The organism is Helicobacter macacae MIT 99-5501, assembly GCF_000507845.1.
In the GTDB taxonomy this organism is placed as follows: Bacteria; Campylobacterota; Campylobacteria; order Campylobacterales; family Helicobacteraceae; genus Helicobacter_B; species Helicobacter_B macacae.
Genome location: NZ_KI669455.1, coordinates 445,076 through 471,049, shown reverse-complemented (window position 1 = coordinate 471,049; position 25,974 = coordinate 445,076). Strand labels below are relative to the sequence as shown.

Sequence of the window (25,974 nt, the reverse complement as noted above, 5' to 3'; positions counted from 1 at the left end):
ATCGAGCGAAATTTTGTCGCCAAAATAACGCAAATTGTATGCCCCAGAACGAATTGCCACTACCCTTTTGCGATTTTTTCGATTACCGCATTAAACACCTTGCTCGGTCGCATTATGCCATTGCACTTATCATCATCGAGCTTATAGTAGCCACCCAAATCTACCTTTTTGCCCTGTGCACCGTTAAATTCCGCGCGGATAGATTGCTCGTTTGATTCGAGCTCACTTGCCACCGCGCCAAAAAAGGTGGAGATTTGTGAATCCGCGCTTTGATTCGCAAGCGCGCGAGCAAAATACATTGCTAGGTAAAAATGGCTTGTGCGGTTGTCGTCCTCGCCGACTTTGCGCGAGGGGGCTTTGTTGTTATCTAGCCATTGTCCTATCGCGCTATCTAGGGCGTCTGCTAGGACTTTTGCCTTTGCATTGCTGTTGCGCTGTGCGTAAAATTCTAGACTCGCCTGAAGTGCGAGAAACTCGCCCAAGCTATCCCAGCGTAAGTGGTTTTCCTCTACGAGCTGCTCGACTTGCTTAGGTGCACTTCCTCCCGCCCCTGTCTCAAACATCGCCCCGCCATTTAGCATAGGCACAACGGAGAGCATTTTAGCACTTGTGCCAAGCTCTAGAATTGGGAACAAATCGGTGAGATAATCGCGCAACACATTGCCCGTAATGCTTATGGCGTTTTTCCCTGCGCGGATTAGGGCTAGGGAGGCTAGGCACGCTTCTTTGGGAGCGAGAATCTCCATAGATTTGCCCTTTTCGCTTAGTCGTTTGCGCACAATTTCAGCCATTATTTTATTACTCGCGCGTTTTTCATCAAGCCAAAAAATCGCCTTCTCACCCGTTAGCTCGGCTCTCTCAATGCCTAAATCTATCCAATTTAGCACCGCGTCAATCTTTGCTTGATTTGCGCGATAAATGTCGCCTTTGCGCACTTTGTGGCTTAAAAGCGCGTTGCCACTCTCATCGAGTATGCTAAACTCGCCATCACTTGGCGCGATGAAAGTTTTATCGTGGCTGCCGTATTCTTGGGCTTTTTTTGCCATTAGCCCGACATTGCTTACGCTCCCTAGCTTACTTGGCTCTAGTGTGCCGTTTTTGTGCAAATCCTCGATTACGGCTTCATAAATCGTGGCGTAGGTTTTATCGGGGATTACCGCGTTTGTGTCGCACTCTTTGCCCGAGCTATCCCAGAGCTTCGCGCCATTTTTTAGCATAGCGGGCATTGAAGCATCGACAATCACATCGCTTGGAATGTGGAGATTTGTGATGCCTTTGTCAGAATTTACCATTGAGATTTTGGCGGATTTTTGCAAAATCTCGTTGTAGAGCGCGAGAATCTCACTTTTTTTAGGGCTAGATTCAATCTTGCTTAGGATTTCAGCTACGCCGTTGTTTGGATTTACGCCTAATGCGTTTAGCTCATCGCCAAATCTCTCAAAAATCTCTTCAAAATACGCCCTCACAGCATAGCCAAAGAGCACAGGGTCGCTTACTTTCATCATCGTGGCTTTGAGGTGGAGGGAAAACAAAATCCCCTCTTTTTTGCATAGCGCGATTTGGGCTTTGTAAAACTCATAGAGCTTCGCACTATCCATAAATGTCGCGTCCAAAATCTCATCTTTTTCTAATTTGAGGTTTTCTTTTAGCGTGGCTACATTGCCATTTGAATCTTTGAATATGATTTTAGCGTTTGTGGGCTTGGCTATGAGCACTGCCTTTTCGTTGTCAAAAAAGTCGCCATCTTTCATATAGCTTACAATGGTTTTGGAGTTTTTATCAAAGGGAATTGTGCGATATGGGTTTTTACGCGCGTAGTCTTTGACTGCCTTTGTGCTGCGTCTGTCAGAATTTCCTGCGCGAAGCACGGGATTTACCGCGCTTCCTAGCACTTTTTGGTATTTTTCTTTGATTGCCTTTTGTGCGTCATCTTTTGGCTCATCGGGGAATTCTGGCACATTATAACCTTTGCTTTGGAGCTCTTTTATCGTGGCTTTTAGCTGCGGAATGGAAGCGGAAATATTGGGCGTTTTGATAAGGTTGCAGTCCTTTTCTTGCACGAGTTTGCCAAGTGCGCCAAGCGTGTCAGGGACGCGCTGGGAATCTTTTAGGAGTTCAGGAAATTGCGCTAAAACTCGCGCAGATAGCGAAATATCGCTTGTGGCAATTTCTATGCTAGCGTGATTGCAAAATGCCTTTGCAATGGGGAGGAACGAGTAAGTCGCTAGAGCTGGGGATTCGTCTGTCAATGTGTAGGTGATTTTCATTGTGTGTCCTTTTTTGAGATTTGGAATGCAAGGATTTGCTAAAGCCAAATAATAGCTTTAAGAAATGTCAAAAAGTATAGCAAAATATCATTATGTTTTGTGAAAAAATTTTTTACCTTTTATAAAATTTACTTTGGATTTTTGCAGGATTTTATTTGCTTAGAGAATACGCGCAAAAGAAAATCCGCATTTGTAGCAAAAGAATGCGTTATAATGTGCGTTTGTTTTTTAAAGCAAATTAGATAATTACAAAACACCACAAGCTAAGCAATAAAAGCAAAAACGGAGAATCCAAAATGCCGACAGACTTCACAACACCTTTTTCTATCAGCGTGCCTGCTACAAGTGCAAATCTAGGACCGGGCTTAGATGTGCTAGGACTTAGCCTAGATTTTCGCAATGAGTTTAGCCTCTATCCTGCAAGTGCGACAAGCATAGAGATTTATGGCGAGGGCGAGGGTGTGAAGCGGTTTATCGTGGATAATATGTTTGTCAAGGTGTTTTATAAAACCATAAGAATGCTAAATGAGGAATACGCCAAAGGCAAGGGGCAGCCACAATATCGCTTTGTATTTCACAACAAGATTCCCATTTCGCGCGGTATGGGCTCTAGCTCGGCTATCATCATCGGTGCGATTAGCGCGGCGTATAGGGCTTTGGGCTTGCAGCTTGATAGGGACTCTATCGTGCAAAAGGCTTTGAGTTATGAGCCACACCCTGATAATATCACTCCTGCGACATTTGGCGGGCTAAATGTCGCTATGCTGGGCGAGGGCAAAGATAGAGGAAAAGTGCTTCATATCAAGCATAATATGCCTAGCTGTTTGCGTGCGGTTATGGTTATCCCGCACCGCTCGACTTCGACAAAGATTTCTCGCCAAAGCCTGCCCAAAAAATACAGCTTCAATGACGCTGTGTATAATCTCTCTCACGCTTCACTTCTAGTAGCGTCTATAATGCAAGAAAAGTGGGATTTGGTGCGACAAGCAAGTAGGGATAGGTTTCATCAAGAGCGCAGAATGCGCTCCACTCCCGTGCTATTTGCCGTGCAAAAATGTGCCCTAGAAAACGGAGCGATTTTAAGCACGCTATCTGGCAGTGGCTCAAGCTTCCTTAGCCTATGCTTAGAAGATGATACAAAAAGACTTTTTGATGCGCTAAGTGCGAAGTTTGGCAAACTTCGCGTGGTAGAAATGGGACTAGATAATGAGGGAATAAAACTAGAAAAATGATTAAAAAATGGTTTGTGTAGAAAAAATCTGCGACAAAAATTTGTGTAAAAAAATTTTAGAAAAAATAAGAAAAAATAACTTTTGTAAAAAATCCACAAAAAATGTAGGCAAAATCTTGCAAGCAAATCCAAACAAGAATTTTAAAAGAAAGCATTTAGGAAGTCCAATGTATGAAATCGTGCTAGTGTGTATAAACTCGCCTTTGTATTATGGGGTTTACAAAGATAGGAATCTCATCTATGAGGAAAAAAAAGAGGGCAAGACTTTGGACGCACTGCACGCGATGCAGTGCGAGCTAAAAGCAAAACATATCACACCAAAAGCGGTGTATTATGCACGCGGTCCGGGGAATCTAAGTGCGCTAAAGCTAGCGCATACTTTTTTGCATACTTTGGAAGTGGTGGAGGGCATAGAGCTAAGGGCTTGTGATAGTTTTGATTTGCTTGGAGAGGTAGCGATATTTGCCTTTGGGAAGCGGTATTTTATCAAGCGTGATAATGAGATAGAGTGTGTGTTTTTGGACGAGGTGCTTAAACCTAGTGAAAAATCTAGGCAAAATGCTAGTCAAAATATCAGTGTGAAAAAAAAAGATTTTGGCTCTAGTGCAGGACTAGGCGCGGTATCAAGCGAAGTGCCAAAAGATTTGTATTCTAGTGTGGGAGGCGTGGTGGATAGCGCAAGGGATAGTGGTGTGGATTTTGGCTTTGCCAAAATGGCTAGCGTGAGCTCTAGTGCGGATAGTGCTAAAGTGGGTGGTGCAAAAGCAGATAGTGCAAAAAGGGTAATTTTTGATTCTAGCTTTGAGTTTAGATTCCCGCGCAGGCTTGATATTTCACTTTTTGGCTCTCCTTGTGAGCCACTATATGTCTTGCCACCTGTTACTTTGCCACCTGCGTGAAATTTATTTAAGGCGAGTTGATTTTGTGATATTTTTGTGATACTTATTATTTCCCCCCCCCCTTAAGCGGAGGGGGTTTGGGGGTGGGTAATTTCCACTTTGAATTTTAAGCTAAGCTAACAACTTGGTAGTAATGCAAATACTTTCGTCATTGTGAGATTCCACGCGAAAGAGTGCAATCGTGGCAAAACAAACGAAGTGAAGTTTCTTTGGTAATTTCTAGCAATGACGAGTTTTTGGGCTACTTGTGTTTTTGATAGCGCAAAAGATACCCACCCCCAAACCCCCTCCGCAGAGGGAGGGGGCTTATAGAAAAAGCAAATATCTTCGTGCTAAGGGAAGGAGTTTTTAAAAACATAAAAAATTTATTGTCATACTTAAGCGAAAGCAAAATATCTCAATGCAAACTTGCCACATTGAGCTTTTGCAAGAAGCGAAATATCCAAAAAAGCACTTCTTGTAAATTTGCATTTTTTTGAGATACTTCGGTTTGTGCCAAACCTTAAGTATGACAAGTAGTTGGCTTTAGGTATGACAACAAAAGGCAGAATACAACAAATCCCATAAAATCTCAAAATCTATTACAAATCATCACACAAAGACTTCAAAGCATACACCGCAAAAAATATATGCAAAAATTTTCACAAAATCCACCTCTACAACATTTCAAACATTTCAAAATTCTCTCAACTTCACAAATCCTCACAAAATCCCCTTGTGCTTCCCCGCATTAGTATTCTGTTTTTTTTTTTTTGTAGTATCGGGTTTGTAAATAAAAGATTTTTGATTTTAGGTTTTTGAAAAAATTTAAAACCCTAAATCAAAAAACATTAAACAAAGGATACTAAATGCAGAATCTACACTTTAGCCCACAAGAGAGAGAAAAGCTAGAAAAAGCACTAAAGTTATTTTTTGAGCGAAGTAGCACCCAAAGCGATACCATAGTGGGACTAAATACTTTTGATATTATCTCATATTTAGGTTTTCTAGTTGATTATGGATTTTTTGTTGATTGTTCATTTGGGGTGGGGAAAAAGGCAAAGGATACTTGGATAATATTTATAAGAAAAGACATACCAAATATCAAAGCAAGCTGGGGGGTGTATCCTAGAGTGTGCTTTCACAACACAAACAGTCAAATAGAAGTCAGCATTGATATTTCCACAAGCAAACATAAAATCACAAAAAAGCTATATGATTTTGTAGCTAAGCCAAAAGTATCAAACTACAATAGTCAAAATTCACAAAATGCTTACTTTTCATACCCAAGCTATGACATAGATAGCATTATCACAAAGCTAGAGAAAGACTTGCGGTGGTTTTTGCAGCTACCTACTAGCGAACTAGAATATGCACATAAAATCTAAAATAAGGAGCAAGAAATGAAAAAAGTGTTGTTGGTATTTTGTGTGATTGTAAGTATAAATGTAGCAAATGGGAAATGTCCTTATTTTTGTCATACTTATATGTCTCCTACTTGTGAGGACGCAATAAATGAATGTAAGAAAGAAGATACGGTAGAATCGTTGGAAAGAGCAATCTCATTTTGCAAAAAATTATATCATTCGTGTAATCATGATGATATGAGCAAATTAAAAAAACGAAAAAGTGAATTAGCTGCCCAACAAGAACAAGATAGATACGCTAAATGTCGCAATGGTAATGCAGATGCTTGCTTTGATATAGGCTATGAAGAGTTTGAAAAATGTAATGCGTTTGAAAATTGTGAAAATCCAAGTGAAGCACTTACATATTTCTCAAAATCGTGCAATCTAAAACACAAAGTAGGCTGCTTCAATACAGCTATGATACTAGAGCAAAATCTGTTTTTCAAAAACCCCACAAAAGCGCAGGAGTATTATAGAAAGTCTTGCAATATGGGCTATGAGCCAGCTTGCTTCAAGGTTAAATAAAAAAGTAAGGTTTATTTAGAAAGTCTTTGATTTCTTTAGCAAACAAGCAAAGCGAAAGTTATTTAGTAATGAATATTGGGTGTGGATTGCCGCGCTCACTTCGTTCGCTCGCAATGACGATTTTTTTTGGATTGCTTCGTTGTGGCTTTGCCACTGCCTCGCAATGACGGTGCAAGCGGAATTTATGTCTTTTGTGCGGATTACTAAAGAAACTTCAGCTTTGCTTTGTTTTCTAAAGAAACTGCGCTACGCTTGTTTTGTCACGATTCTACGCTTTCAAGCAAAATCTCGCAATGATAAAAATGTCTGCATTGTCAACGGTTGTTAGCTTTACTTGAAATTCAATGGTGGGTATATACCCACCCCCAAACCCCCTCCGCAAGGGAGGGGGCTTTTGAAGTTGCAAACCTCCTCCGACACATTTTTATCATTTGGGGGGGGGCTTCATATAGTAGCAACTTTTTAAAGCAAAAAAAATAGGGAGGAAAATAGCGATATTCATCACAAAAAAAACGAGGTAAAAATTAAGTCTTTATAACCCTTACTTTTTGTAGTTTGCCACTGCTTTTTGGAGTATCGCTTCAGCTTCTTTTATGTCGCGATAATCTTTGACTTTTACCCATTTGTTTGGCTCTAGGATTTTGTAAGTCTCAAAGAAGTTTTTGATTCTATCAAGTGTGATTTTTGGCAAATCCTGCAGGCTTTTGATGTTGTCATATCGTGGGTCGATTTTGCTTGTAGGCACGGCTAGTAGTTTCTCATCCATTCCGCTTTCATCTTCCATTATCAGCACGCCGATTAGTCGGGTTTTTATCACGCTTCCTGCTTGCAGGGGGTATTCATTTAGCACGAGTATGTCCACAGGGTCGCCATCATCTGCCAAAGTATTTGGCACAAAGCCATAGTTGGCTGGATAAAACATAGCACTATACATTACCCTATCGACTACGACTGCGCCAGAGTCTTTGTCTACTTCGTATTTTATGTTTGAGCCATAAGGGATTTCGATTATTGCGTTTATGCTATCAGGGCTTTTGCCTACTTGGATTTTTGAGATGTCCATTTTTACTCCTTTTATTTTAGATTTTTGGCTGTCTCTAGGACAAAGGCATTCATTTCAGCGACTATCTCTTCTATGGTTCGCTCGCCATTGATTTTGTGTAGTAGTTTTCGCGCTCCATAAAAGTTCTCGATACTTTTTAGCGGGTCTAGAAACACTCTCATTCGGTTGTTAAACACCTCAATATTATCATCAGCTCCTCTAGCTCTGCCTAGCACGCGCTCCCTTGCCACTGCTTCACTTACGCTTACCTCTATCACGCTTGCGAGTTTGACTAGGTTTTGGGATTCTAGCTTCTCGTGCAGGGCTTGCATTTGCTCGACACTGCGAGGATAGCCATCAATTAGGATAATATCTCTTGGTGCTTTTTGCATAGCTGAAATTATCGTGCTTACGACTATTTCTAGCGGGACTAGATTTCCTTTGGCGATGATTTTGCCGATGATTTTGCCTTGTTCGCTTCCGCGCTTGACTTCATCTCTTAGCAAGTCGCCTGTGGAATAATGCACGATTGTCTTTGGGTTTTTGCTAGCGATTAGCTGCGCGTCTGTGGTTTTGCCACTGCCGGGTGCACCGATGATTAAAAAAAGCTTTTTCATTTTTGCTCCTTTTTTGGTTTGGGATTTTACAAATGCGCTTTGTGAGTGCGTTTGAGAGCACTTAAGCGCACTATTGTAGCGAATTTTTTTGTGGATTGCGCAAGCGAATGTGCAACTCACGCAATAGCTCTTCGCCCACCGCACTTGGCGCAGAAGTAAGCGGGCAAGCTGCCTTTTGGGTTTTGGGGAATGCGATGACATCACGGATACTTGATGAGCGCGTGATAAGCATAGTAAGCCTATCTAGCCCGATAGCAAATCCTCCGTGTGGTGGCGCACCATACTGCAAGGCTTCAAGCAAAAATCCAAACTTCTCCTTTGCTTCATCTGGGCTAATCCCTAGCAAATCAAACACGGCTTGCTGCATATCGTTTTTGTGGATTCTAAGGCTTCCTCCTCCTAGCTCCACGCCATTTAGCACGACATCATAGGCGATAGATTCTATTTCCTCTATATCGCTAGAGCCACTCTTGTATTGCGCTAGGTTTTGGCTGGAGAGATTTTTTGGCATAGTAAAAGGGTGATGAAGTGCGGAAATTGCACCATTTTCATCTCTCTCAAACATAGGGAAATCAACCACCCACGCGAATTTGAACTCTTCCTCATTGATTAGCCCCATATCTTTTGCCACTTTTGCGCGCAATCGCCCCATATAATCCCAAATGCTTTTTTTATCCCCCGCGCCAAAAAATATAATATCCCCCTGCTGTGCCCCCACGCGCTCTAGCAATGAAGCTAGATTTTCTTGGCTTATGAATTTTACAAGCGGTCCTTTTGGCTCATCTTTGATTTGGATATATGCCAAGCCTTTTGCACCAAATTTTCTCACAAACTCTTCTGCTTCGCTTAGCATTTTTCGTGAGTAAAAATTGTCCCCGCCTTTTACACACAAGGCTTTGAAGCGGTTTTTGTGCGTATCTTTTGCGATAGAGGCAAAAATCTCATTGCTAGAATCCACAAACAAATCCCCAACTTCTATGAGTGGTAGCTCAAAGCGCAAGTCTGGCTTATCACTGCCGTATTTTTCCATAGCCTCGCTATAAGGGATTTTCATAAACGGCGTTTGTATGGGTAGATTTAGCGCACCAAAAATATCAGCTAGCAGATTCTCACACACGCTCATCACATCATTTTCATCACAAAAGCTCATCTCTACATCGATTTGGGTAAATTCTGGCTGCCTATCCGCTCTCAAATCCTCATCTCGAAAGCATTTTGCGATTTGGAAATATCTATCAAATCCGCTTATCATAAGAAGTTGTTTGAAAAGCTGTGGGCTTTGTGGCAGGGCGTAGAATTCGCCATCGTGGATTCTGCTAGGCACGAGATAGTCTCGCGCTCCCTCTGGAGTTTGCTTTGTCAGTATCGGCGTTTCCACTTCTAAAAATCCCATTTTTTGCAGGCTATTTCTCGCGCTCATCGTTATATCGCTGCGAGTTTTAAAAATGCTAAACGCCTTTGGGCTACGCAAATCTAAGTAGCGATATTTTAGCTTTAGCTCATCGCTGATATTTTCGTCATTTACAAGGATTGGTGGGGTTTTTGCGCGATTTTCGATAGTTAGGGCATCAATTAGAATCTCTATTTTGCCTGTCTCTAGTTTGGGGTTTTCTAGTCCCTCGCCACGCGCCCTTACCTTGCCCCTAGCTAGAAGCACAAACTCATCACGCACGCTTTGGGCTATCTCATAAGCCTGCGGAGTAGAGGTAGAATCACACACAAGCTGCACTAACCCACTACTATCACGCAAATCAATAAACACCACGCCTCCGTGGTCTCTATAACTATTGCACCACCCACATACTGACACTTCTTGCCCGATGAGGTTTTCTCTCACTTTTGCGCATAAATGCGTTCTTTGCATAGATTTCCTTTTTAGATTTTATTTAGATTTTGTGCTTGCAGATTTCGCGCCTGTGTAGCAGACGCAAGTCAAATGCTTAGAATCTACTTTTTTTAAGCCGTTTTGCAAGACGCTTTGTAAAAAACACTTTATAAGCTACTTTTGCAAGCCATTTAGATTAAAAACTTGCGCAGATATTCTTCGACTTCGGCGGGATTTGACTTAGAAATAAAGGCATTTGCGCCTAGCTTTTGAGCCATTTCGACATTAGAATCACTGCTCATAGAGGAGTTTACAATCACAGGGATATGTCTAGATTCTGGCGTGTTTTTGACTCTCTTTAGCACTTCAAAGCCCGATATTTTTGGCATTTCTAAGTCAGTTATGATAGCTCCCACTTGGGTAGCTACACCATCAGAATACAAATAATCAAGCAGTCCCTCGCCGTTTGCAAAAGTCATATAATGCACATGCAAATGCTCCAAAATCAGTCCCAACGCCTTGCTAGCTGATTTGGAATCCTCTGCTACTAAAATCAGTTTATCAGTGTTTATGCGTTGGAGATTGTCGATTTCAAGTTTGCTAGATTCTGCCATATCAGGAAACGCATCAGCTACCATTCGCTCGACATCTAGGATTTGGATTACCGAGCCGTCATCGTATTTTGTCGTGGCTACGACTTTGCTTTCCCCATCAAACCCAAACTCCCCGCCTGCTGTGATTTCGCCCCAATTTTTGTTGATGATTCGCTTCACGCCCAAAATCTTAAGCCCTATATTTTGGCTTGAGAAATGGCAAATCACCACAAGGCTTTTTTGAGAGTTTATCGAAAAGGGACGCAAATCTCTATGCGGGTCATTTGAGCTAAAGTATAGCCACCTGCGCATATCAATAAGTGGCATAGACTCCCCTCGCACGGTCAAAAATCCAAGCACAAGCCCGTCTTTTTCCCCCGCAGTTTCTGTTATTTCGCCGTCATAGTAGATGATTTCACGCACTTTAAATACATTTATCGCATAGAGTTGCTCGCCGATATGCTGCCCAGAAGTAGGGCTAAACACGCTTGATTCTAGGTTTTCTAGCAGTGGGTGTGGGTGGCTTTTGCTCTCATCTCTTGGGGTTTGGTGCGGTTTTGTGGGTTGTGGATTTTGGCTAGTGTGTTGATTGGTGTGTGAAGTGATATTTGTGATGAGTGAGTTTTGCGCGCTATTGTGCTTGATACTTGTGAGGTCTGTAAGCTGTGTAGCACCAGAGTAGACAGAATCGCTAACATTTTGGTGTGTATGCTCGTGGGGAGCGTGGGTTGCTACTTGTGCGCCCTCTACACTTGACTCGTTTGATTCTAGTGAATCCACCACATTGCCACAATGAGGACACACAGCCCCACCACAATGAGGGCATACTGATAGGGTGTTTGCTTGCTCTTGTCCTTGTAAGCTGTTTGGCAAGCTATTTGGCAAGCCGTTTGGCACTCCATTTGATGAGCCATTTTGCAAAGCACCTTGTGCTCCTGCCACATTTGCATTGCTCTGTGCTAGGCTAGAGTTTGTCGCGCTTGTGTTGTTTGAAATGCTTGCGCCATTTTGGGAAATCGCTCTAGAAGTGCCTTGCGATGAATTTGGTAGCGAAAAAAGCTCTAAGGGATTTTTATCATCAAGTGTGAAGCACAAAAACTGCGCTTCGTTGTTTAGGTGCAGGCTTGTTTGCTGGTCTATATCTTTTAGCAAGCTTAACTCCTTAGTATTGATTTGTGGCTTAAGATTCTGCGCCTTTGGATTTGGGTAGATTCTATTTAAGCAGATTCTCTTTATTAGGCAGAAAATTATATAATTTTACTTCAAATTTTCTTTATTTTTCTTTACAAACCCTTAAATAAAAGGCAAAAAATGCTTGCTTCTTTTGATGAATACACACAAGCGGTGGCAAAACTTTCTAAATATGCTTATGCCTACTATGTCTTAGATGACCCAATCGCTAGCGATGAGGAATATGACATTTTATACCACGAAGTCAAGGCTTATGAGGATTCGCACCCGCAGAGTATATCCCCGCTCTCGCCTACACAGCGCGTAGGTGGCGAAGTGCTAGAGGAGTTTAGCAAGTCTAGGCATTTAAGTAGAATGTGGAGCTTAGATGATGTGTTTAGCAAGGGTGAGATGAGCGAGTGGGTGGATAAAATCCTAAAATCCTATCCAAATGCGTCTTTTGTATGCTCGCCCAAATTTGATGGAGCTTCGCTAAATCTACGCTATCAAAACGGCACACTTATAAGCGCAGCGACAAGAGGCGATGGACTAGTGGGCGAGGAAGTCTTGCACAATGCCAAGACAATCCGCTCTATCCCGCTTCATATCCCATACAAAGAGCTAGTAGAGATTCGTGGCGAAGTGGTAATCAAAAAAGAGGATTTTGAGTCTATCAACAATGAGCGACTACAAAAAGGCGAGCCACTCTTTGCCAATCCACGCAATGCCGCTGCAGGCTCGCTTCGTCAGCTAGATAGTGCCATAACGGCTAAGCGAAAGCTACTTTTTGTCCCGTGGGGCATAGGCACAATCTCAAGTGAGACTAAATCAAGCGAAGTAGATTCAAGCCAAAAAAATCCAAATGAAGTAGATTCAAGCGAAGCAAAATCAAATGAGGCAGACTTGGACAAAACAAACCCAAATTCTAAGCTAGATTTCGCGCTTTTGGATTCTAGCTTTTATGGTGCGATGAAGCAAATCCAAGATTTTGGATTTGCGCCGTTTTTGGGGGATTTGGCAGTGGCAAAAGATGCGCGAGAAATCCACGCACACTATGAGAAGCTAAAATCTAAGCGAGATGATTTTGAAATGCTACTAGATGGAATGGTAATAATGCTAGATAGCTTTGCTTCTCAAGCGCAGCTAGGCTGGACAAGCAAATCCCCACGCTTTGCTTGTGCGTATAAATTCCCCGCACTCGAAAAAATCACAAAAATCCTCTCAATCACTCATCAAGTGGGGCGCACAGGTGTGATAACGCCCGTAGCCGAGCTAGAGCCTGTGGAAATCGAGGGAGCAAAAATCTCTCGCGCCACACTTCACAACTACGCAGAGATAGCAAAAAAAGACATACAAATAAATGATTTTGTAGTCCTCATACGAAGTGGCGATGTAATCCCCAAAATCATCAAATCAATCCCTGCAAGACGCGATGGCACACAATCACGCATAATCCCCCCCACACACTGCCCAATATGTGATAAAGAACTAGTAAAAGAGGATATTTTTATCCGCTGTGCAAATCTCTCTTGTCAAGCTAGAGTAAAAGAATCTATCGTGCATTTTGCTAGCAAAAAGGCACTAAATATCGATGGCTTGGGCGAGAAAATCATATACTTGCTTTATGATATGGGCAAAATCTCATCGATTTTGGATATTTATGAGCTAAAAAGGGAGGATTTGGCAGATTTGGAGGGCTTCAAAGACAAAAAAATCACCAACCTACTAGAAGCGATACAAGCTAGCAAGGGCGTGGAGCTGTGGCGCGTGATAAACGCACTAGGTATCCCAAATATCGGGGAGTGGGCGAGCAAGCAGCTTGCAAGTAGCTTTGGGGTGGAGTTTTATACAAGAAGCAAAGATGAGATTTTGGCAATCAATGGATTTGGCGAGGAAATGGCGCAATCAATCTTGGAATTTGGCGTGATAAATGCAAAAATCATCGCTAGGATTTTAGAGATTATCTCGCCAAAAGTGCCACCACTTAGGGTGATGAGCGATTCAAGTGGGGCTTTTGGCAGTGGAAATCAAGGCGGGGGGAATCAAGGCGAAGCAAGCACTCACGGTGGTGTGGGTAAAGCGAGTAATGTGGATAATGAGCGCGATTTGGGGCAGATTTTTGCGGGCAAAACATTTGTCATCACAGGCACTCTATCTCGCCCACGCGATGAGATAAAGCAAATGCTAGAATCGCTAGGGGCGCGAGTAAGCGGAAGTGTGAGTGCCAAAACGGACTTTGTGCTTTGCGGGGATAGTGCGGGGAGCAAGGAAGCAAAAGCCCGCGCTCTAGGTGTAAAAATCATCAATGAAGCAGAGCTAGAAAATATGCTGTAAATGGATATGATTTTGTAGTGGTTTTTGTTGTGTTTTTGGGTTTTATGTGATTTTTGCAAGTCTTTGCGTGAGTTTCGTGGAGGTTTGTAAGCGCGGAATTTGATTTTTGTGAGATTTTGACTTTGTGGTGTTTTTTGTCATATTGAGCTTTTTGCAAAAAAGCGAAATATCCAAAAAAAAAAAAAAAAGAAAGAAAGAAAGAAAGAAGATTTTTTATAAAATGGCAGAAAGTAGAATCGCAAAAAGAAAAAAGGCAGCCCCCTCCCCTCTCCCCCGCCCAAAAAAGAAAACGCTTCCGCTGTTTCTTTTTTGGCTTGGGGGAGTGCCTCGCGTGTTTTACTTCGCGCTAGAACTAAGCCTTGCGCTTTGCAAAAGGGCAAAGCCCCAAATATTCCCCCCTCCCTTGCGGAGGGGGTTAGGGGGTGGGTGGATTTCCGTCATTACTAAAGAAACTACGGCTTTGCCTTGTTTTGCGAGCAAGTCGCAAGACTTGCGTGGCAATCTATTTCTTTTTTTGTGGATTGCCACGAACGCTAAAGCGATTCTCGCAATGACAGCATAGTATAATTTATGCTTTTATTGTGAATTGCCACGATTCTACTCTTTCGCGTGGAATCTCGCAATGACAAGTTTGCCGCATTTTTTTGGATTGCCACGACTTGACTTCGTCAAGTCTCGCAATGACGGCGTGGTAGATTGCTTCGTTGTGGCTAAAGCCACTGCCTCGCAATGACGGAGGCATTTGCATCGTTAGCAGTTGTTTGCATTACTTTGGATTCAATGGGGAAAACCCACCCCCAAACCCCCTCCGCAAGGGAGGGGGCTTAAAGAGTGGTAAATATCCTCCGCCACAATTTTTATTATTTGGGGAGGGGGCTTAAAAAAGCAAGTATCCTAACGCAAAGGGAGGGGGCTTTAAGAAGTGAAGTATCACAAAGCTCAAAAATCTACTAGGAGAAACCTAGCGAAAATCCCCCTCCTAGAAAAATACCCTAGAGCAAAATCTCTTAGAGAAATCCCCTAGAAGTCATACTTCAAGCGGATAAGTCCTACAAGAGCCGTTCTATGATTATCTGTTTTAACCCTGTAAGTTTCAATAGTGTCATAAAGCCCAAGTTGTGGGACGACTTGGAAGCCTTTTGCGACATTGATAGGGAGGTTTGCATAGACTTTGTAGCTATGGATAGCTTGCGCCCCGTTATTATTGCTCAAATGTCCTCGCTGATTGTTACCATTAAATGTCGCTTGGTAGCCCACGCCTGCTGCTACGCTTATGGTGTCATTTATTTTTGCTCCACCTTCTAGTAGTAGCCCTGTGCGTTGTGCATTTAGCCCTGCTCCTTCATTGAGATTGCTATATCCATATGTGCCTGTAGAGTATGAAGTTTGTTGTTCGGAGTATAGGTGTCCATTTATTCCGTAGTGAAATATAGCAGATAGATAGGCTTTTTCTCCAAAGGGAATCTTTGCTCCTGCAACTAAATGCCCAGCGTGCACATTCGCTCTAGGTTGTGAAGAGTAATTTTCACCATACCACTTATAGGTAGCAGCGACTTTAAATTTACCTTTTTCGCCTATTTTGCCCTCATAAGATACAGCGATTCTAGGAAACGGATTTAGCCTAGAATTTGATAGGTAGCTTTGGGTATATACAGTATTGGTAGCATTCCCTGTTGCTGCTTCATCGGCGATAATAGCCACAGTCGCTCCAGAGTGGGAGTATTGGATTTGGAGCTTTCTGCTTCCAGTGGTTACAGAGCCAAATCCATTACCACCTGCATCGTTGTTGTTGAAATCTGACTGAAACCCACCCTCAATCGTAGGTGTGTCTATCTTACCAAAGGTTAGCTTACCGCCAGAGCCAAAGTCATAAGTCCCAAATACCTTACGCAAGCCGACATAATTTTTACTTGTGCCGTCGCTTGCAACTACTGTAGTGCCCAGAAATCCACCCTCACTCAAGCCAAACTCTACTTTTGTGAAAAGCTTGCCATACTTGGAGTTGATACCAAAGTGGGAGTTATTTTGGAAGCCGATTAGCGCATTACCACTCCCAACAGGTAATCTGCTATCATTTATCTTTGGAAGTTCTCCGCCACCACCGACAAAGCCTCTCAAGCTACCATAGAGCTCCACAGAAGCTCCCTTTTCCTCATTGCTATACACTTCGATACCTAGTGCAGGTATCGCCACAATCGCAGCTAGTGCGCCGCTCAAAGCCAACTTTTTCATTTCTTCTCCTTAAGAGTGATTTTAGGCTCGCTTGCTTTACACTTTTGCCTTACAAAAATGCCAAATGTAAAGCAAGCGTGAAACCTAATGCTAGTAATTGTGGCAAAAAAAAGTAAAAATGAGAAATAAAAAATGTAAAAATTGTGTAAAAAGCTAGAAAATGGTGGAAAATCTAGCGAAATGTTAGATTTTTGTGGAAAATTTTGTGGGGGAGTGGATTGTGGGGTGCTTGTGTGGTTTTTTTGATTTTTTGTTTTTTTTGATTTTTTTGTCATATTGGGCTTTTTGCAAAAAAGCGAAAATATCTCTAAAAATATTTTCTAACAACTCGCATTATTTTTTTGAGATATTTCGCTTGCGCTCAAATATGGCAATATTTTTTGTCATTGCTAAAAAACTTCGCTACGCTTGCTCGCAATGGCGAGAAATATTCCCCCCCTCCCTTAGCACGAGGGGGATTTGCTTTTTAATCCCTCCCTCTGCAAGTAGTAATTTTGCGAGTTCCCCCTCCCTTTGCAAGTGGTAATTTTGCGAGTTCCCCCTCCCTCTGCGGAGGGGGATAAAGGGGGTGGGTTGATTTCCGTCATTACTAAAGAAACTACGGCTTTGCCTTGTTTTGCGAGCAAATGCCTTAGCATTTGCGTGGCAATCCATACAAAAAATAAAAAGACATAGATTGCCACGAACGCTAAAGCGATTCTCGCAAATGACAGCGTGGTGGAGTTTATGCTGTCATTGTGGATTGCCACGATTCCACGCTTTCGCACGGAATATCGCAATGACAAGTTTGGCGCATTTTTTTGGATTGCCACGACTTGACTTTGTCAAGTCTCGCAATGACGGAAGTATTTGCATTACTAGAAGTTGTTTGTCTTGCTTGAGATTTAAGGGCAAAAGAACCCACCCCCAAACCCCCTCCGCAAGGGAGGGGGCTTAAGCAGTGTGGCGATTTCGCAAGGGAGGGGGCTTAATAAAGAAAGTATCCTCACGCTAAGGGAGGGAGATTCAAGAGTGGCAAATATCCTCGCACTAAGAGCAAATATCCTTGTGCTAAGGGAGGGGGCTTTTAAAGTCCCAAATCTCTCTGCTACAATTTATTATTTGGGGGAGGGGTGTTAAGCAGTGTAGCGATTTCGCAAGGAAAGGGGCTTAAAAAAGTGGCAATTTAGCAAAGAAAAGAAAATTTTATGAGATAGGGGTGGAATAAGTGGCGTTATGTGCCACAAAAAGTCCCTCCCCGTAGCTGAGGGATTTAGGGAGGGGTATTTACAAAGAATTACAAAATGCAGTTTTTTATCGCATAGTAGTTTTTTATGCTTGAGCGCAAACAATGTGCTAAAAAATTGCAAACAACGATTTGAGGGGCTTATATCTCCAAAAGATTTGTGCCGATTTTTATCCCGCGTGTTTTTAGAAACTCACTTGCGCGCATTTTGTTTTTGCTAGGGGCTTGCAGCTCATCTATCTCTATCGCGCCTTTTTGGCAGGCTACTATCGTGGGCGATATGCTTAGCACCTCGCCTGCTTTTGTCTTGCCTGCTTTTGTGCCGAGTGCTTCTATCTGTGCTACTTTGATACCAAAAATCTTTATGCCATTTGGCATAAACACGCTTGGCCAAGGGGTAAAGGCTAGGGATTTTTTGTAGATTTCGCTCGCATTTGTGAAGCGCACTTCCCCATCGGCTTTGCGAATCTTTTTGCAATAGCTAGCCTTGCTCTCATCTTGAGCTAAGGGCGTGATAGTGTCAAACTCACACAAAACCCTAGCAAGCTCTGCCCCACCTAGCTGGGCTAAAGTCGCGCTCAAAGCGGTGTAGTTCTCATCGTTTCTAGGGATTTTGCTAACCCCTAAAATCGCTCCGCTATCAAGCCCCTCCTCCATAGCCATTATGCTTACTCCATAGTGGCTATCATCGCTTAAAATCATCTGCTGAATGGGGCTTGCGCCACGATATTTGGGCAGTATGGAAGCGTGGACATTTATGCAGGGCGCGATTTGCAAAATCGATTTTGGCAATATCTTGCCATAAGCTACTACGAGTATAAAATCTATCTGCAATGAAGCTAGGGACTGGCTAAATGCGCTATCTAGGGTGCGTGGCTGCAAGACTTCTATGCCTTTTTGCAAGGCTTTTTGCTTCATCGGTGGGGGAGTGATTATGCCTTTGCGTCCCACAGGCTTATCCTCTTGGGTGATTACGCGCAGGACTTCACAGCTATGCCCTGCCCTCTCAAGCTCTGCAAGCAGCTTATCAAAAACGATAGTCGCAAAAATCGGTGTCCCCATAAATACGATTCTCATATACTCTCCTTGTGGTTAATGTGATTTGTGTGGTTTTGCGTGCTTAGTTTAGTATGGTTTGTGTGGTTTTGCACATTTGGCAGGCAATTTTTGCTTACTAAAAAGGCTAGATTCTCTAGATTTTACTTGTGGATTTGGGTGTGATTTTGCCTTATTGGAGATTTTGCTTGTGTGCTTGCCTTTGTGCTTGAGAAAAATATCTTGGCAAAAACGACTAAAATCTCCCTTTTGCTTGTGTGCTAGAAACCCTGCTTTTTGCGCGTTTGCTAGCACTTCTTTGCGCGTAGCATAAGAAGTGATGAGACAAGTGCTTTTGCTTATGGCAAAAAGGCGCTTGAAATGCTCCTCACTCCATAGTGCAGGGTTTTTGCCAAAGCTAAAGGGGTCTTGGTAGATAATATCAAAGCCTGCAAAATCTCTGGCAAAATATTCTGCAAAATCCCCCCCAAAACCCTGCGCAAAATCTCTCTCAAAATCTGCAAGATATTTTTGGTTTTTTGATTTTTTTGACAAATCTTTTGTGAAATCTTTTTCAAAAACTTGTGCAAGATTTTTTAGCACACTGCTTGCATCGCCCCAAATGATAGTTAGGCTAGTGCTTTGGTTTAGGCTAGTGCTTTGCCCGCTAGCTAGGCTTTGCCACTTCTTATCATCTAAGTGCCAAATCTGCCCTGCCAAATCCAAAGTAGCCCTATCTTTTTCTAGCGAAATGATATGAAGTTTTGCGCTAGCTGGTTTTGGCTTGGTGTTTGATTGTCCTAGTAAATACTCAAATGCGCTCGCGCTCAAAAAGGCATTATACCCTAGCCCAAAGCAAATATCCAAAATCCAAATATCGCTTTTTGTGCTAAGGGGGATTTTGGCTTTAAAATCATCGCTTTGCATTTGTGAGCGCAGATACTCAAACGCAGGGGCAATATGCTTGGTGAGCTTTTCGCTTAGCGCACCCTCACTAAGCGAGGAGTAGCACTCGCCAAACTCTTCATTAAACGCACTAAGAGAGCCATCGCTACTAGCAAAAAGAGTTGTGCTTGGATTCATTGCTTGGATTTATTGGTGGGGGTTTGTGGTTTTGGAAATTTTGCAAGGTGGCATTTGTGAGGTGGCTTGCTTGCAAAATGACTTGTATGAGGTGGCTTTGTGTGGAGTTGCGCTACTACTTGGGCTACTTGAAGTTTTTGCCCTCTTTTAGTAGCCCATCGTAGTATTCAAAATACTGCTTTGAGTTTTTGCGCTTGAGTGCAGAATCTAGCGAGCCGCTTGAGGCGTATTGCACACGCGAAAAAAACGGCGCAATCGTCTGCCCAACTGCACTTGTATCAAACGCCACGCTATCTAGCTCTACCAAACTTTGACAATCAAGCACGGAAAGCCTATCTCTTGTAACCAAAAAAAGCAATCCCACGCTATACACCGCGCAAGCATTGCTTAGCACTTTTGGCTTGGGGTCGAATTTGCTTTTGTCAAAAAGATAGCCCACCATTAAATCGGAGTTTAGAAACTGCATAGATGGGTAGCTAGCACGGATAGAATCATAAGTCTCTAGCGTAGGAGCGATGATAAAGGCTAGGCTATTTAGCGTCCCGAAATGCACCTCATCGCCTGCGACAGGCTTGTTTGTAGGGCTTGGGAGGTATTTTTGCTCTAAGACACTGATAGGATTTATCCGCGCTATTGCTTTTGCGCTCTGGCTGGCGTTATCTTTTGGATTTTGCTTTTGTGGGTTAGCTTTTTGTGAGGTTTTTTCTTGTGTGGTGTTTTTTGGGCTATATTCATTTTGGCTTGATTTTATCTCTATAATCGTAGCGGTGGCGATGATACTTGCGTAGTTTTCATCATAGATATGCCATATAAACCCACTCTCGCCCACTACGCGTCCCATAGCTGGAAATTCTATGGTGTTGGATTTTGTATCGACAGATGAAATGGCGATTTTTGTGGTGTGCTGAAGTTTGTAAAGATTCTTTAGTTGATTTTGCTCGCTGTGCGCTTGCTGGAGAGATAGCAAAAGTAGCAGGGCAAAAGCTAGCGCAAAAGTTTGGATACGCACTTGGTAGGGTTTTTGTTTTGTTAGATTTTTTGTCGTGCTCATCGTGGAAGTATTCCTTTTTTATAGATTTTGTGATTTTAGCTTTACTAATTTTGGCTTTGGCTACTTTTGGCTTTGGGATTCTCATCGCTTTTTACTAGCTTTTGCTTGAGGGCGATACTGATAAAAAAAGTAGTTGATAGCAAAGGCTAGAGAGGGTGTTTTGTGGTAGTCCTCATCACGCACGAAGTCCAATGCCTTGCTTGCTTTTAGGTATAGCACTTCGATTTTTTCGCCATCTATGCCACCACCTAGCGCGTGCTTATCCTCCTTGCTGACTTCTGCTAGGTATATTGTCTGCCTTGCGCCACTGATTCCCACAGAGTTGTAAAAGCTATTGACAAACTGCAAGCGACTTACAGGGATTTCATACCCGCATTCTTCAAAGACTTCTTCTATGGCGATTTCTTCTAAGCTCTTTTTTGGCTTATCCACAAGCCCCGCACAAAGCTCGTAAATATAGCCATTGTGATTGCGCATATACACCGCAGGGCGAAACTGCTTGACAATCACAAACGCTTCCAAATCACGCTCATATAGCATTATCGATACGCTATCGTGAGAGTGGATAATATCCCAATCTTTGTCCTCGCCGTCTTGCTTATAGTGCAATCGCAACGGCTTAATGAAGCGAGAATCTTTGCACTCGCCTTGTCGTAAATCTGTGATTTTGGGTGTGGCTTGAGGTGGGGTAAGAAAGTATTCCAAAGACACGCAAACTCCTTATTGTGGTTTTGTAATGTGGTTTTGCTTAATATATTGAGGTGAAAAATGCTAAAAACAGCCAAAATCATAAATAACTTTAGGGTGCAAAAAGTGCTGACAAAAGAAAGGGCATTTTAATAAGTTTTCTCTTAATTTCCCCTTTAATTTTGCTAGAATCTAACCCTTTGTGCTTCATTGTCTCCTGCCAAAAGTTATGGCATATACCATACTTCGCACATCAAAAATCTCATCTTTTGGTGGCTGCACACCACTTGGCAAGATAGATGGCATAAACACTTCTTCATTGCACTCATATCCGCTAAAAGAATCAAGTCTTAGCTCACCTAAAGTGATATGCTCTCTGATAGTTTTCTCTCCATTGCTATCTATGTGTGCCCACACACTTGTGGTATCCTCTAGGCTATCCTCTTGCTTTGCTACTTCAAGCACTAGGGCAAACTTTATCGCACCACTTTTTAGCTGCTTTTTGAAGCTAGATTCCAAAAAATCATCATTTAGATTTTCTAGCTCTTTTGGGTTTAGATTTTTTACACCATTTTTGGGGACAAAGCTAAATCTAGCAGGCACTAGCTCATCGTTAGATTTTGTGAAAAAAAATGTATGCACGCTATGATAGGCACTATCTGCAAAGCTAGGGCTTACCCCAAGATGTCCTATCTCGCGTGCGAAATTTACAAAAGAGCTTACACTCTCACGCTTTTTGGCTGCTTCTTGTGGAGTGATTTTTCCTTGCTTTTGCTCCAAATTTATGCCCAAAAACTGCATAAACTCATCTGCATTTTTGGCAAAATTTACACGCGAATTTGTCATAGCGATTTCCCAAAAATCGCTATTTTCACTTTGCATTTTTAGAGCCATTGCGCGGGATTTTGATTTATCACTTTGCTCACCACCACCAAGTGAAAATCTAGCTTTTACTTGGATTTTTGAGGAGTGCAAAAACGGGATAGCAAAATCTTTTGCCACTTTTTGATTGGGGATAAACTCCCCACTAGCGCAAAATCCTTTGGTGTGGTTGATTTTTTTGTGCGGGTTGTTTGGCTCGCCATTTAAGGCATAAAACATATCTGCGATTTTTTCTGCTGTCTTTGCTAGATTTTCACTTGGATTAGTTTGACTAGCATTTATCGCATTTATGCCAAGAACATTTATGCAAACAACGCTTGCAAAAACAAATCGCAAAAACCCTAAATGAAATATTTTAGAATCAGTCATTTTATATCCTTTTGTGCCCTTGTCTAAAAATGTAAATCTTGCTTTGCACCAAAAATCTAAAAGCCAAAAAATCTAAGAAGTGAAAATAATGTCTTTGTCGCTAGCTCCCCACCCCACGCTAGTATCACAACCAATGGCGCGGCATAGCGAATGATAAAAAACCACACGCTAAATGCCCTAGCAGATAAAAATCCGCTTGTCATTTTTCTCACTTTTTCTTTGCCGATAAACCACCCTACAAATATCACACTTAGCAACGCTCCAAGTGGCATAACAATATCAGAGCTTGCTTTATCCACTAGCTCAAAAAGCCCCTTGCCCCACACTGCTAGCATATCTGCATAATCTTTGTGCAAAGAAAAAATAAGCACCAAGCCCACTAGATAAATAACAGCCATAATCGCCCAAGTGATTTTGGCACGCGAGAATCCATACTTTTGGACAAAAAACATCACACTTGGCTCTAGCAAAGATATGGTAGAAGTAATCCCTGCAAATGCTAGCCCTAGAAAAAATAGCACAGAGATTATCACACCTACCATTCCCATTTTGCTAAACACTATGGGGAGTGCTTTGAATACAAGTCCCGCGCCTTGAGTGATTTCTACCCCGTGCTCAAAGACAAATGTAAAAATCATAAGCCCTGCGATGAGTGAAATAGCAATCCCACATAGACATACATACAAGGCAGATTCTAGCAGATTGGCATTGGGCTTGGTGCTAGCAGAATAGCTAATGATAATCCCCACACCAAGACTAAGTGAGAAGCACATTTGCCCCATCGCTGCGATTACCACATCTGCGCTAATGTCATAGTATTTGAAGTCAAACAAAAAATGCACCGCTCGCATAAAGCTAGGCTGAAAGCTCGCATACACCAAAAGCCCGATAAAGATAAGAAAAAGCAGTGGCATAAGCACGACATTTAGTCGCTCGATTCCCTCTTTTATCCCAAAAGATACTACCAATGCCGTGATAAACGCCACCGCGCTAAAGCCTAAAATCTGTGCCCAAATATTTACACTCAAAAGCGAGCCAAATACCCAATCAGCTTCGCTTGCATTGCTTGGCAAATCCATACTTGTGCTAAAAAGATAATACAGCACCCAACCTAGCACTATCATATAAAATGTGAGGATAAAAGGACCGCCTATCAGCACTAGCCCGCCCCATTTCCATACTTTGTGCTTGGTAGAATCTAGCTCTTTGAACGCATCGGCGGTGTTTTTTTGCGTGTAGTTGCCAATTAGCATTTCTCCTACAAGCATAGCAATCCCAGCAAGAAGTGTGAGTGCCAAAAAAAGTAGCACAAACGCACCACCGCCGTTTGTCCCTGCCATATATGGAAATCGCCAAATATGCCCAAGCCCGATAGAGCTACCAAGTGTGGCTAAGATAAAACCGATTTTAGAAAATCCACTCATTAAATTATCCTTCCTCTTATGAAAATATTACGAAAAATCAACATAATACAATAATAATGCCAAGATTTTGCGTGATAAAAATTTGTAAATAATTTTCTTTGACTTTTTATTGGCTAGTTAGCTCATTCGCTCTAGCCATAGATTTACATTGCGCTGCTCATAGGCTAAAATGCTAGATTCTCCGTGTCCGGGGAAAATCTCTATCTGCCCTACTTCCTCTAGCTCGTCCTCATCTAGCGTAAGCCCCAAATCAAGCGCAAAATCCAAATCCCTAAATCGCTTTAGTGATTGTGCCATATCGCTTTGGTTTGAGTATGGGAAATCATATCGCCCGATACTGCGATGAAATACAAAATCCCCGCTATAAATTCTTGCATTTTTGCTTTTGGGACAAGTGGTGGGGGTTTGATTTTGCGCGTTATCTTGTGCGTTATCTTGCGTGGATTTTTGCGCTTGATTTGATAGCCCGCTTTTAGTGCTATCTCCCCAAACACATACGATACTACACCCTGGGGTATGTCCGGGGAAATGCAAGTATGAGAAGCAAACCCCATCAATGCTAAAATCCTCTCGTCCCCTATTGCAAGGCACTTCCACACTTGGAGAGCAAGGAGTAAGCCCTGTATCAAAGCAATCACTTTTCATCATAAAGGCATCTTCGCTAGGGCAATAAATGGGCGTAGATTTTAGATTTTCGTGGAGTTTTGCTGTGTCAAAAATATGGTCAAAGTGCCCGTGAGTGATGAGAATAGCAAGCGGATTTTTTACATTTGCTAGCACCCACTCACTTGAGCCAATCCCGGGGTCTATGACTAGCTCGCCACGAGGAGTTTGGACAATGTAGCAATTTGTCTCATACACACCAAAAGCCTTGCAGATATGCGGATAGGGCTTGTTATTTGAGTTACTTGACATTTAGATTCTCCTTAAAATAAACTAAAACAATTTTGGCTCGTTTTGTAAATGAGCTAGATTCCATTTGGGTGGACTAAGTCGCAATAGCTCATAAGTCTTTATGCTTGCTACCCTGCCTCTAGCGGTGCGCTCCAAAAATCCATTTGCAAGCAAGTATGGCTCGATTAAATCCTCTATCGTTCCTTCATCTTCGCTAATGATTGCTGCGATAGTGTTTAGCCCCATAGGGGATTTTGCCCTAGCCAAAGCCTCCAAATAGCGCAAATCAAGCTCATCAAAGCCTAGCTCATTTACGCCAAGCTCGCTTAGGGCGTGCTTTGTGGTGTCTAGGGATATGACTTCCTCTCCTGCGACATCGGAGAAATCCCGCACGCGCTTTAGTAGCCTTAGGGCGATTCTAGGTGTGCCACGCGCTCTTTTTGCGATTTCTAAACTTGCGTCTTTTTTGATTTCTCTTTTTAGCTTGTGTGCGGCTTTGTCAATGATTAGGCTTAGCTCGGAGTTGTCATAAAACTGCAATCTAAAATCCATACCAAACCTATCACGCAAAGGGCTAGATAACATTCCCGCCCGAGTAGTCGCACCGATAAGCATAAATGGTGGCAAATCAATTTTTATGGTTTGCGCTGCTGGACCGCTACCTGTGATAATATCTAGCCGAAAATCCTCCATAGCAGGATATAGTAGCTCCTCAATAGCTGGAGAAAGCCTATGAATCTCATCAATAAACAAAATATCCCCCTCGCCAATGTTTGTCAAAATCGCAGCCAAATCCCCGCCTTTCTCTATCATCGGCGCGGCAGTTACTTTGATATTTGCACCCATTTGTGTGGCGATTATGTGGCTAAGGGTTGTTTTGCCAAGACCTGGGGGACCAAAAAGCAGAGTATGCATCAAAGGCTCGGAGCGTTTTTGTGCGCCCAAAATAGCGATTTTTAGGTTTTTTTTGATTTGGGTTTGCCCTATGTAGTCTTCCCACACGCTAGGGCGAAGCGAAGTTTCTATGTTTTCATCAAAGCTAATTCTCTCAATAGATACTTCCCTTTCATCTGTGGGAATTTGATTTTTGTTTGTAGATTTCGCGGGGGTGGATTTTGAGCTAGATTTTTGGCTAGTTTTTGAGCTAGACTTTGAGCTAGAATCTAGACTTTGCAAATCAAGTGTGATTTTTGCCATTTTG

The 25,974-nt window shown here is 42.5% G+C and carries 26 protein-coding genes and 3 pseudogenes; 10 read left to right on the top strand and 19 right to left on the bottom strand.

Translation table 11 applies throughout. The features are described 5' to 3' along the window. Positions 1-59 precede the first annotated feature (59 nt). Entirely contained in the window at positions 60-2,267 is a 2,208-nt protein-coding gene (locus HMPREF2086_RS09535; RefSeq protein ID WP_023928625.1) for an NADP-dependent isocitrate dehydrogenase, read from the bottom strand. A 296-nt stretch (positions 2,268-2,563) separates the two neighbouring features. On the opposite strand from HMPREF2086_RS09535, the gene thrB reads away from it, so the two are divergent. The 4 genes from thrB (at position 2,564) to HMPREF2086_RS09515 (ending at position 6,310) form a co-directional block, all read left to right on the top strand. Then, entirely contained in the window at positions 2,564-3,499 is a 936-nt protein-coding gene (gene thrB, locus HMPREF2086_RS09530) for a homoserine kinase (protein ID WP_023928624.1), read from the top strand. A gap of 166 nt (positions 3,500-3,665) precedes the next feature. Beyond that, complete coding sequence (locus tag HMPREF2086_RS11045) at positions 3,666-4,397, top strand: hypothetical protein (RefSeq protein WP_023928623.1); 732 nt, start codon at positions 3,666-3,668, stop codon at positions 4,395-4,397. A gap of 848 nt (positions 4,398-5,245) precedes the next feature. Further along, a complete protein-coding gene (locus HMPREF2086_RS09520) occupies positions 5,246-5,764 on the top strand; it encodes a hypothetical protein (RefSeq protein ID WP_023928622.1) in 519 nt (172 codons plus the stop codon). Between the two features lie 15 nt (positions 5,765-5,779). Next, positions 5,780-6,310 carry an SEL1-like repeat protein gene (locus HMPREF2086_RS09515; protein ID WP_023928621.1) on the top strand — a complete coding sequence of 177 codons (531 nt, stop codon included), beginning with the start codon at positions 5,780-5,782 and terminating at the stop codon, positions 6,308-6,310. 541 nt (positions 6,311-6,851) lie between these two features. On the opposite strand, the gene ppa is transcribed toward HMPREF2086_RS09515, so the two are convergent. The 5 genes and pseudogenes from ppa to HMPREF2086_RS12220 form a co-directional block, all read right to left on the bottom strand. Further along, positions 6,852-7,373, bottom strand: coding sequence for an inorganic diphosphatase (ppa, locus tag HMPREF2086_RS09510; protein WP_023928619.1), 522 nt, complete (start codon positions 7,371-7,373; stop codon positions 6,852-6,854). 11 nt (positions 7,374-7,384) lie between these two features. Beyond that, positions 7,385-7,969 (bottom strand): adenylate kinase, encoded by a 585-nt coding sequence (locus HMPREF2086_RS09505; RefSeq protein WP_023928617.1) that lies wholly within the window; start codon positions 7,967-7,969, stop codon positions 7,385-7,387. Between the two features lie 70 nt (positions 7,970-8,039). Next, the gene (gene aspS / locus HMPREF2086_RS09500) at positions 8,040-9,833 is read right to left on the bottom strand and encodes an aspartate--tRNA ligase (RefSeq protein WP_023928615.1); all 1,794 of its coding nucleotides are present in this window, start codon (positions 9,831-9,833) and stop codon (positions 8,040-8,042) included. A 152-nt stretch (positions 9,834-9,985) separates the two neighbouring features. Beyond that, positions 9,986-10,873 (bottom strand): chemotaxis protein, encoded by an 888-nt coding sequence (locus HMPREF2086_RS09495; protein WP_267902098.1) that lies wholly within the window; start codon positions 10,871-10,873, stop codon positions 9,986-9,988. Between the two features lie 561 nt (positions 10,874-11,434). After that, positions 11,435-11,539: pseudogene (locus HMPREF2086_RS12220) on the bottom strand (chemotaxis protein CheV); the annotation flags it as partial. 159 nt (positions 11,540-11,698) lie between these two features. On the opposite strand from HMPREF2086_RS12220, the gene ligA reads away from it, so the two are divergent. Next, complete coding sequence (ligA, locus tag HMPREF2086_RS09490; protein WP_023928612.1) at positions 11,699-13,891, top strand: NAD-dependent DNA ligase LigA; 2,193 nt, start codon at positions 11,699-11,701, stop codon at positions 13,889-13,891. On the opposite strand, the gene HMPREF2086_RS11830 is transcribed toward ligA, so the two are convergent. Further along, positions 13,860-14,048, bottom strand: coding sequence for a hypothetical protein (locus tag HMPREF2086_RS11830; protein ID WP_148374528.1), 189 nt, complete (start codon positions 14,046-14,048; stop codon positions 13,860-13,862). The two genes, ligA and HMPREF2086_RS11830, sit on opposite strands and share 32 nt — an antisense overlap. Positions 14,049-14,111: 63 nt before the next feature. Here HMPREF2086_RS11830 and HMPREF2086_RS09485 point away from each other — a divergent pair, with 63 nt between their 5' ends. Then, complete coding sequence (locus HMPREF2086_RS09485; protein WP_148374527.1) at positions 14,112-14,453, top strand: hypothetical protein; 342 nt, start codon at positions 14,112-14,114, stop codon at positions 14,451-14,453. 6 nt (positions 14,454-14,459) lie between these two features. Here HMPREF2086_RS09485 and HMPREF2086_RS11825 read toward each other — a convergent pair whose 3' ends face one another. Next, positions 14,460-14,633 carry a hypothetical protein gene (locus HMPREF2086_RS11825; protein ID WP_156921338.1) on the bottom strand — a complete coding sequence of 58 codons (174 nt, stop codon included), beginning with the start codon at positions 14,631-14,633 and terminating at the stop codon, positions 14,460-14,462. Between the two features lie 89 nt (positions 14,634-14,722). Here HMPREF2086_RS11825 and HMPREF2086_RS12415 point away from each other — a divergent pair, with 89 nt between their 5' ends. Further along, positions 14,723-14,845, top strand: coding sequence for a hypothetical protein (locus HMPREF2086_RS12415; RefSeq protein WP_267902094.1), 123 nt, complete (start codon positions 14,723-14,725; stop codon positions 14,843-14,845). 66 nt (positions 14,846-14,911) lie between these two features. Here the strand turns inward: HMPREF2086_RS12415 and HMPREF2086_RS09480 are convergent, their stop codons facing one another. Beyond that, a complete protein-coding gene (locus HMPREF2086_RS09480) occupies positions 14,912-16,123 on the bottom strand; it encodes a hypothetical protein (protein WP_023928611.1) in 1,212 nt (403 codons plus the stop codon). Between the two features lie 402 nt (positions 16,124-16,525). Continuing rightward, the gene (locus HMPREF2086_RS11820) at positions 16,526-16,777 is read right to left on the bottom strand and encodes a hypothetical protein (protein ID WP_148374526.1); all 252 of its coding nucleotides are present in this window, start codon (positions 16,775-16,777) and stop codon (positions 16,526-16,528) included. A 22-nt stretch (positions 16,778-16,799) separates the two neighbouring features. Between HMPREF2086_RS11820 and HMPREF2086_RS11815 the strand changes: the two genes are divergently transcribed. Then, on the top strand, positions 16,800-17,060 hold the full coding sequence (locus HMPREF2086_RS11815) for a hypothetical protein (protein ID WP_148374525.1): 261 nt from the start codon (positions 16,800-16,802) through the stop codon (positions 17,058-17,060). Between the two features lie 5 nt (positions 17,061-17,065). Beyond that, complete coding sequence (locus HMPREF2086_RS11810; RefSeq protein ID WP_156921337.1) at positions 17,066-17,242, top strand: hypothetical protein; 177 nt, start codon at positions 17,066-17,068, stop codon at positions 17,240-17,242. Between the two features lie 247 nt (positions 17,243-17,489). On the opposite strand, the gene fmt is transcribed toward HMPREF2086_RS11810, so the two are convergent. Together fmt and HMPREF2086_RS09455 are read right to left on the bottom strand one after the other, a co-directional pair. Then, positions 17,490-18,425: a methionyl-tRNA formyltransferase gene (gene fmt / locus HMPREF2086_RS09460; RefSeq protein WP_023928610.1), complete on the bottom strand. Its 936-nt coding sequence runs from the start codon at positions 18,423-18,425 to the stop codon at positions 17,490-17,492. A 48-nt stretch (positions 18,426-18,473) separates the two neighbouring features. Further along, positions 18,474-19,466, bottom strand: coding sequence for an MnmC family methyltransferase (locus HMPREF2086_RS09455; RefSeq protein WP_023928609.1), 993 nt, complete (start codon positions 19,464-19,466; stop codon positions 18,474-18,476). On the opposite strand from HMPREF2086_RS09455, the gene HMPREF2086_RS12215 reads away from it, so the two are divergent. Then, the gene (locus tag HMPREF2086_RS12215; protein WP_222859737.1) at positions 19,453-19,617 is read left to right on the top strand and encodes a hypothetical protein; all 165 of its coding nucleotides are present in this window, start codon (positions 19,453-19,455) and stop codon (positions 19,615-19,617) included. The two genes, HMPREF2086_RS09455 and HMPREF2086_RS12215, sit on opposite strands and share 14 nt — an antisense overlap. Here HMPREF2086_RS12215 and HMPREF2086_RS11040 read toward each other — a convergent pair. From HMPREF2086_RS11040 to ruvB, 7 genes and pseudogenes are all read right to left on the bottom strand, one after another. After that, positions 19,591-20,517 (bottom strand): plasminogen-binding N-terminal domain-containing protein, encoded by a 927-nt coding sequence (locus tag HMPREF2086_RS11040; RefSeq protein WP_023928608.1) that lies wholly within the window; start codon positions 20,515-20,517, stop codon positions 19,591-19,593. The genes HMPREF2086_RS12215 and HMPREF2086_RS11040 overlap by 27 nt on opposite strands. 81 nt (positions 20,518-20,598) lie before the next feature. Then, a complete protein-coding gene (locus HMPREF2086_RS09445) occupies positions 20,599-21,228 on the bottom strand; it encodes an NUDIX hydrolase (protein ID WP_023928607.1) in 630 nt (209 codons plus the stop codon). 183 nt (positions 21,229-21,411) lie between these two features. Further along, a complete protein-coding gene (locus tag HMPREF2086_RS09440; RefSeq protein WP_023928606.1) occupies positions 21,412-22,455 on the bottom strand; it encodes a catalase in 1,044 nt (347 codons plus the stop codon). 56 nt (positions 22,456-22,511) lie between these two features. Further along, positions 22,512-23,879, bottom strand: a complete 1,368-nt coding sequence (locus HMPREF2086_RS09435) for a sodium-dependent transporter (protein ID WP_023928605.1) — start codon at positions 23,877-23,879, stop codon at positions 22,512-22,514. Positions 23,880-24,125: 246 nt separating this feature from the next. After that, positions 24,126-24,251 (bottom strand): annotated as a pseudogene (locus HMPREF2086_RS12575) (MBL fold metallo-hydrolase); the annotation flags it as partial. 123 nt (positions 24,252-24,374) lie between these two features. Then, positions 24,375-24,794: pseudogene (locus tag HMPREF2086_RS12570) on the bottom strand (MBL fold metallo-hydrolase); the annotation flags it as partial. Between the two features lie 21 nt (positions 24,795-24,815). Then, a complete protein-coding gene (ruvB, locus tag HMPREF2086_RS09425; protein ID WP_023928602.1) occupies positions 24,816-25,970 on the bottom strand; it encodes a Holliday junction branch migration DNA helicase RuvB in 1,155 nt (384 codons plus the stop codon). Positions 25,971-25,974 lie beyond the last annotated feature (4 nt).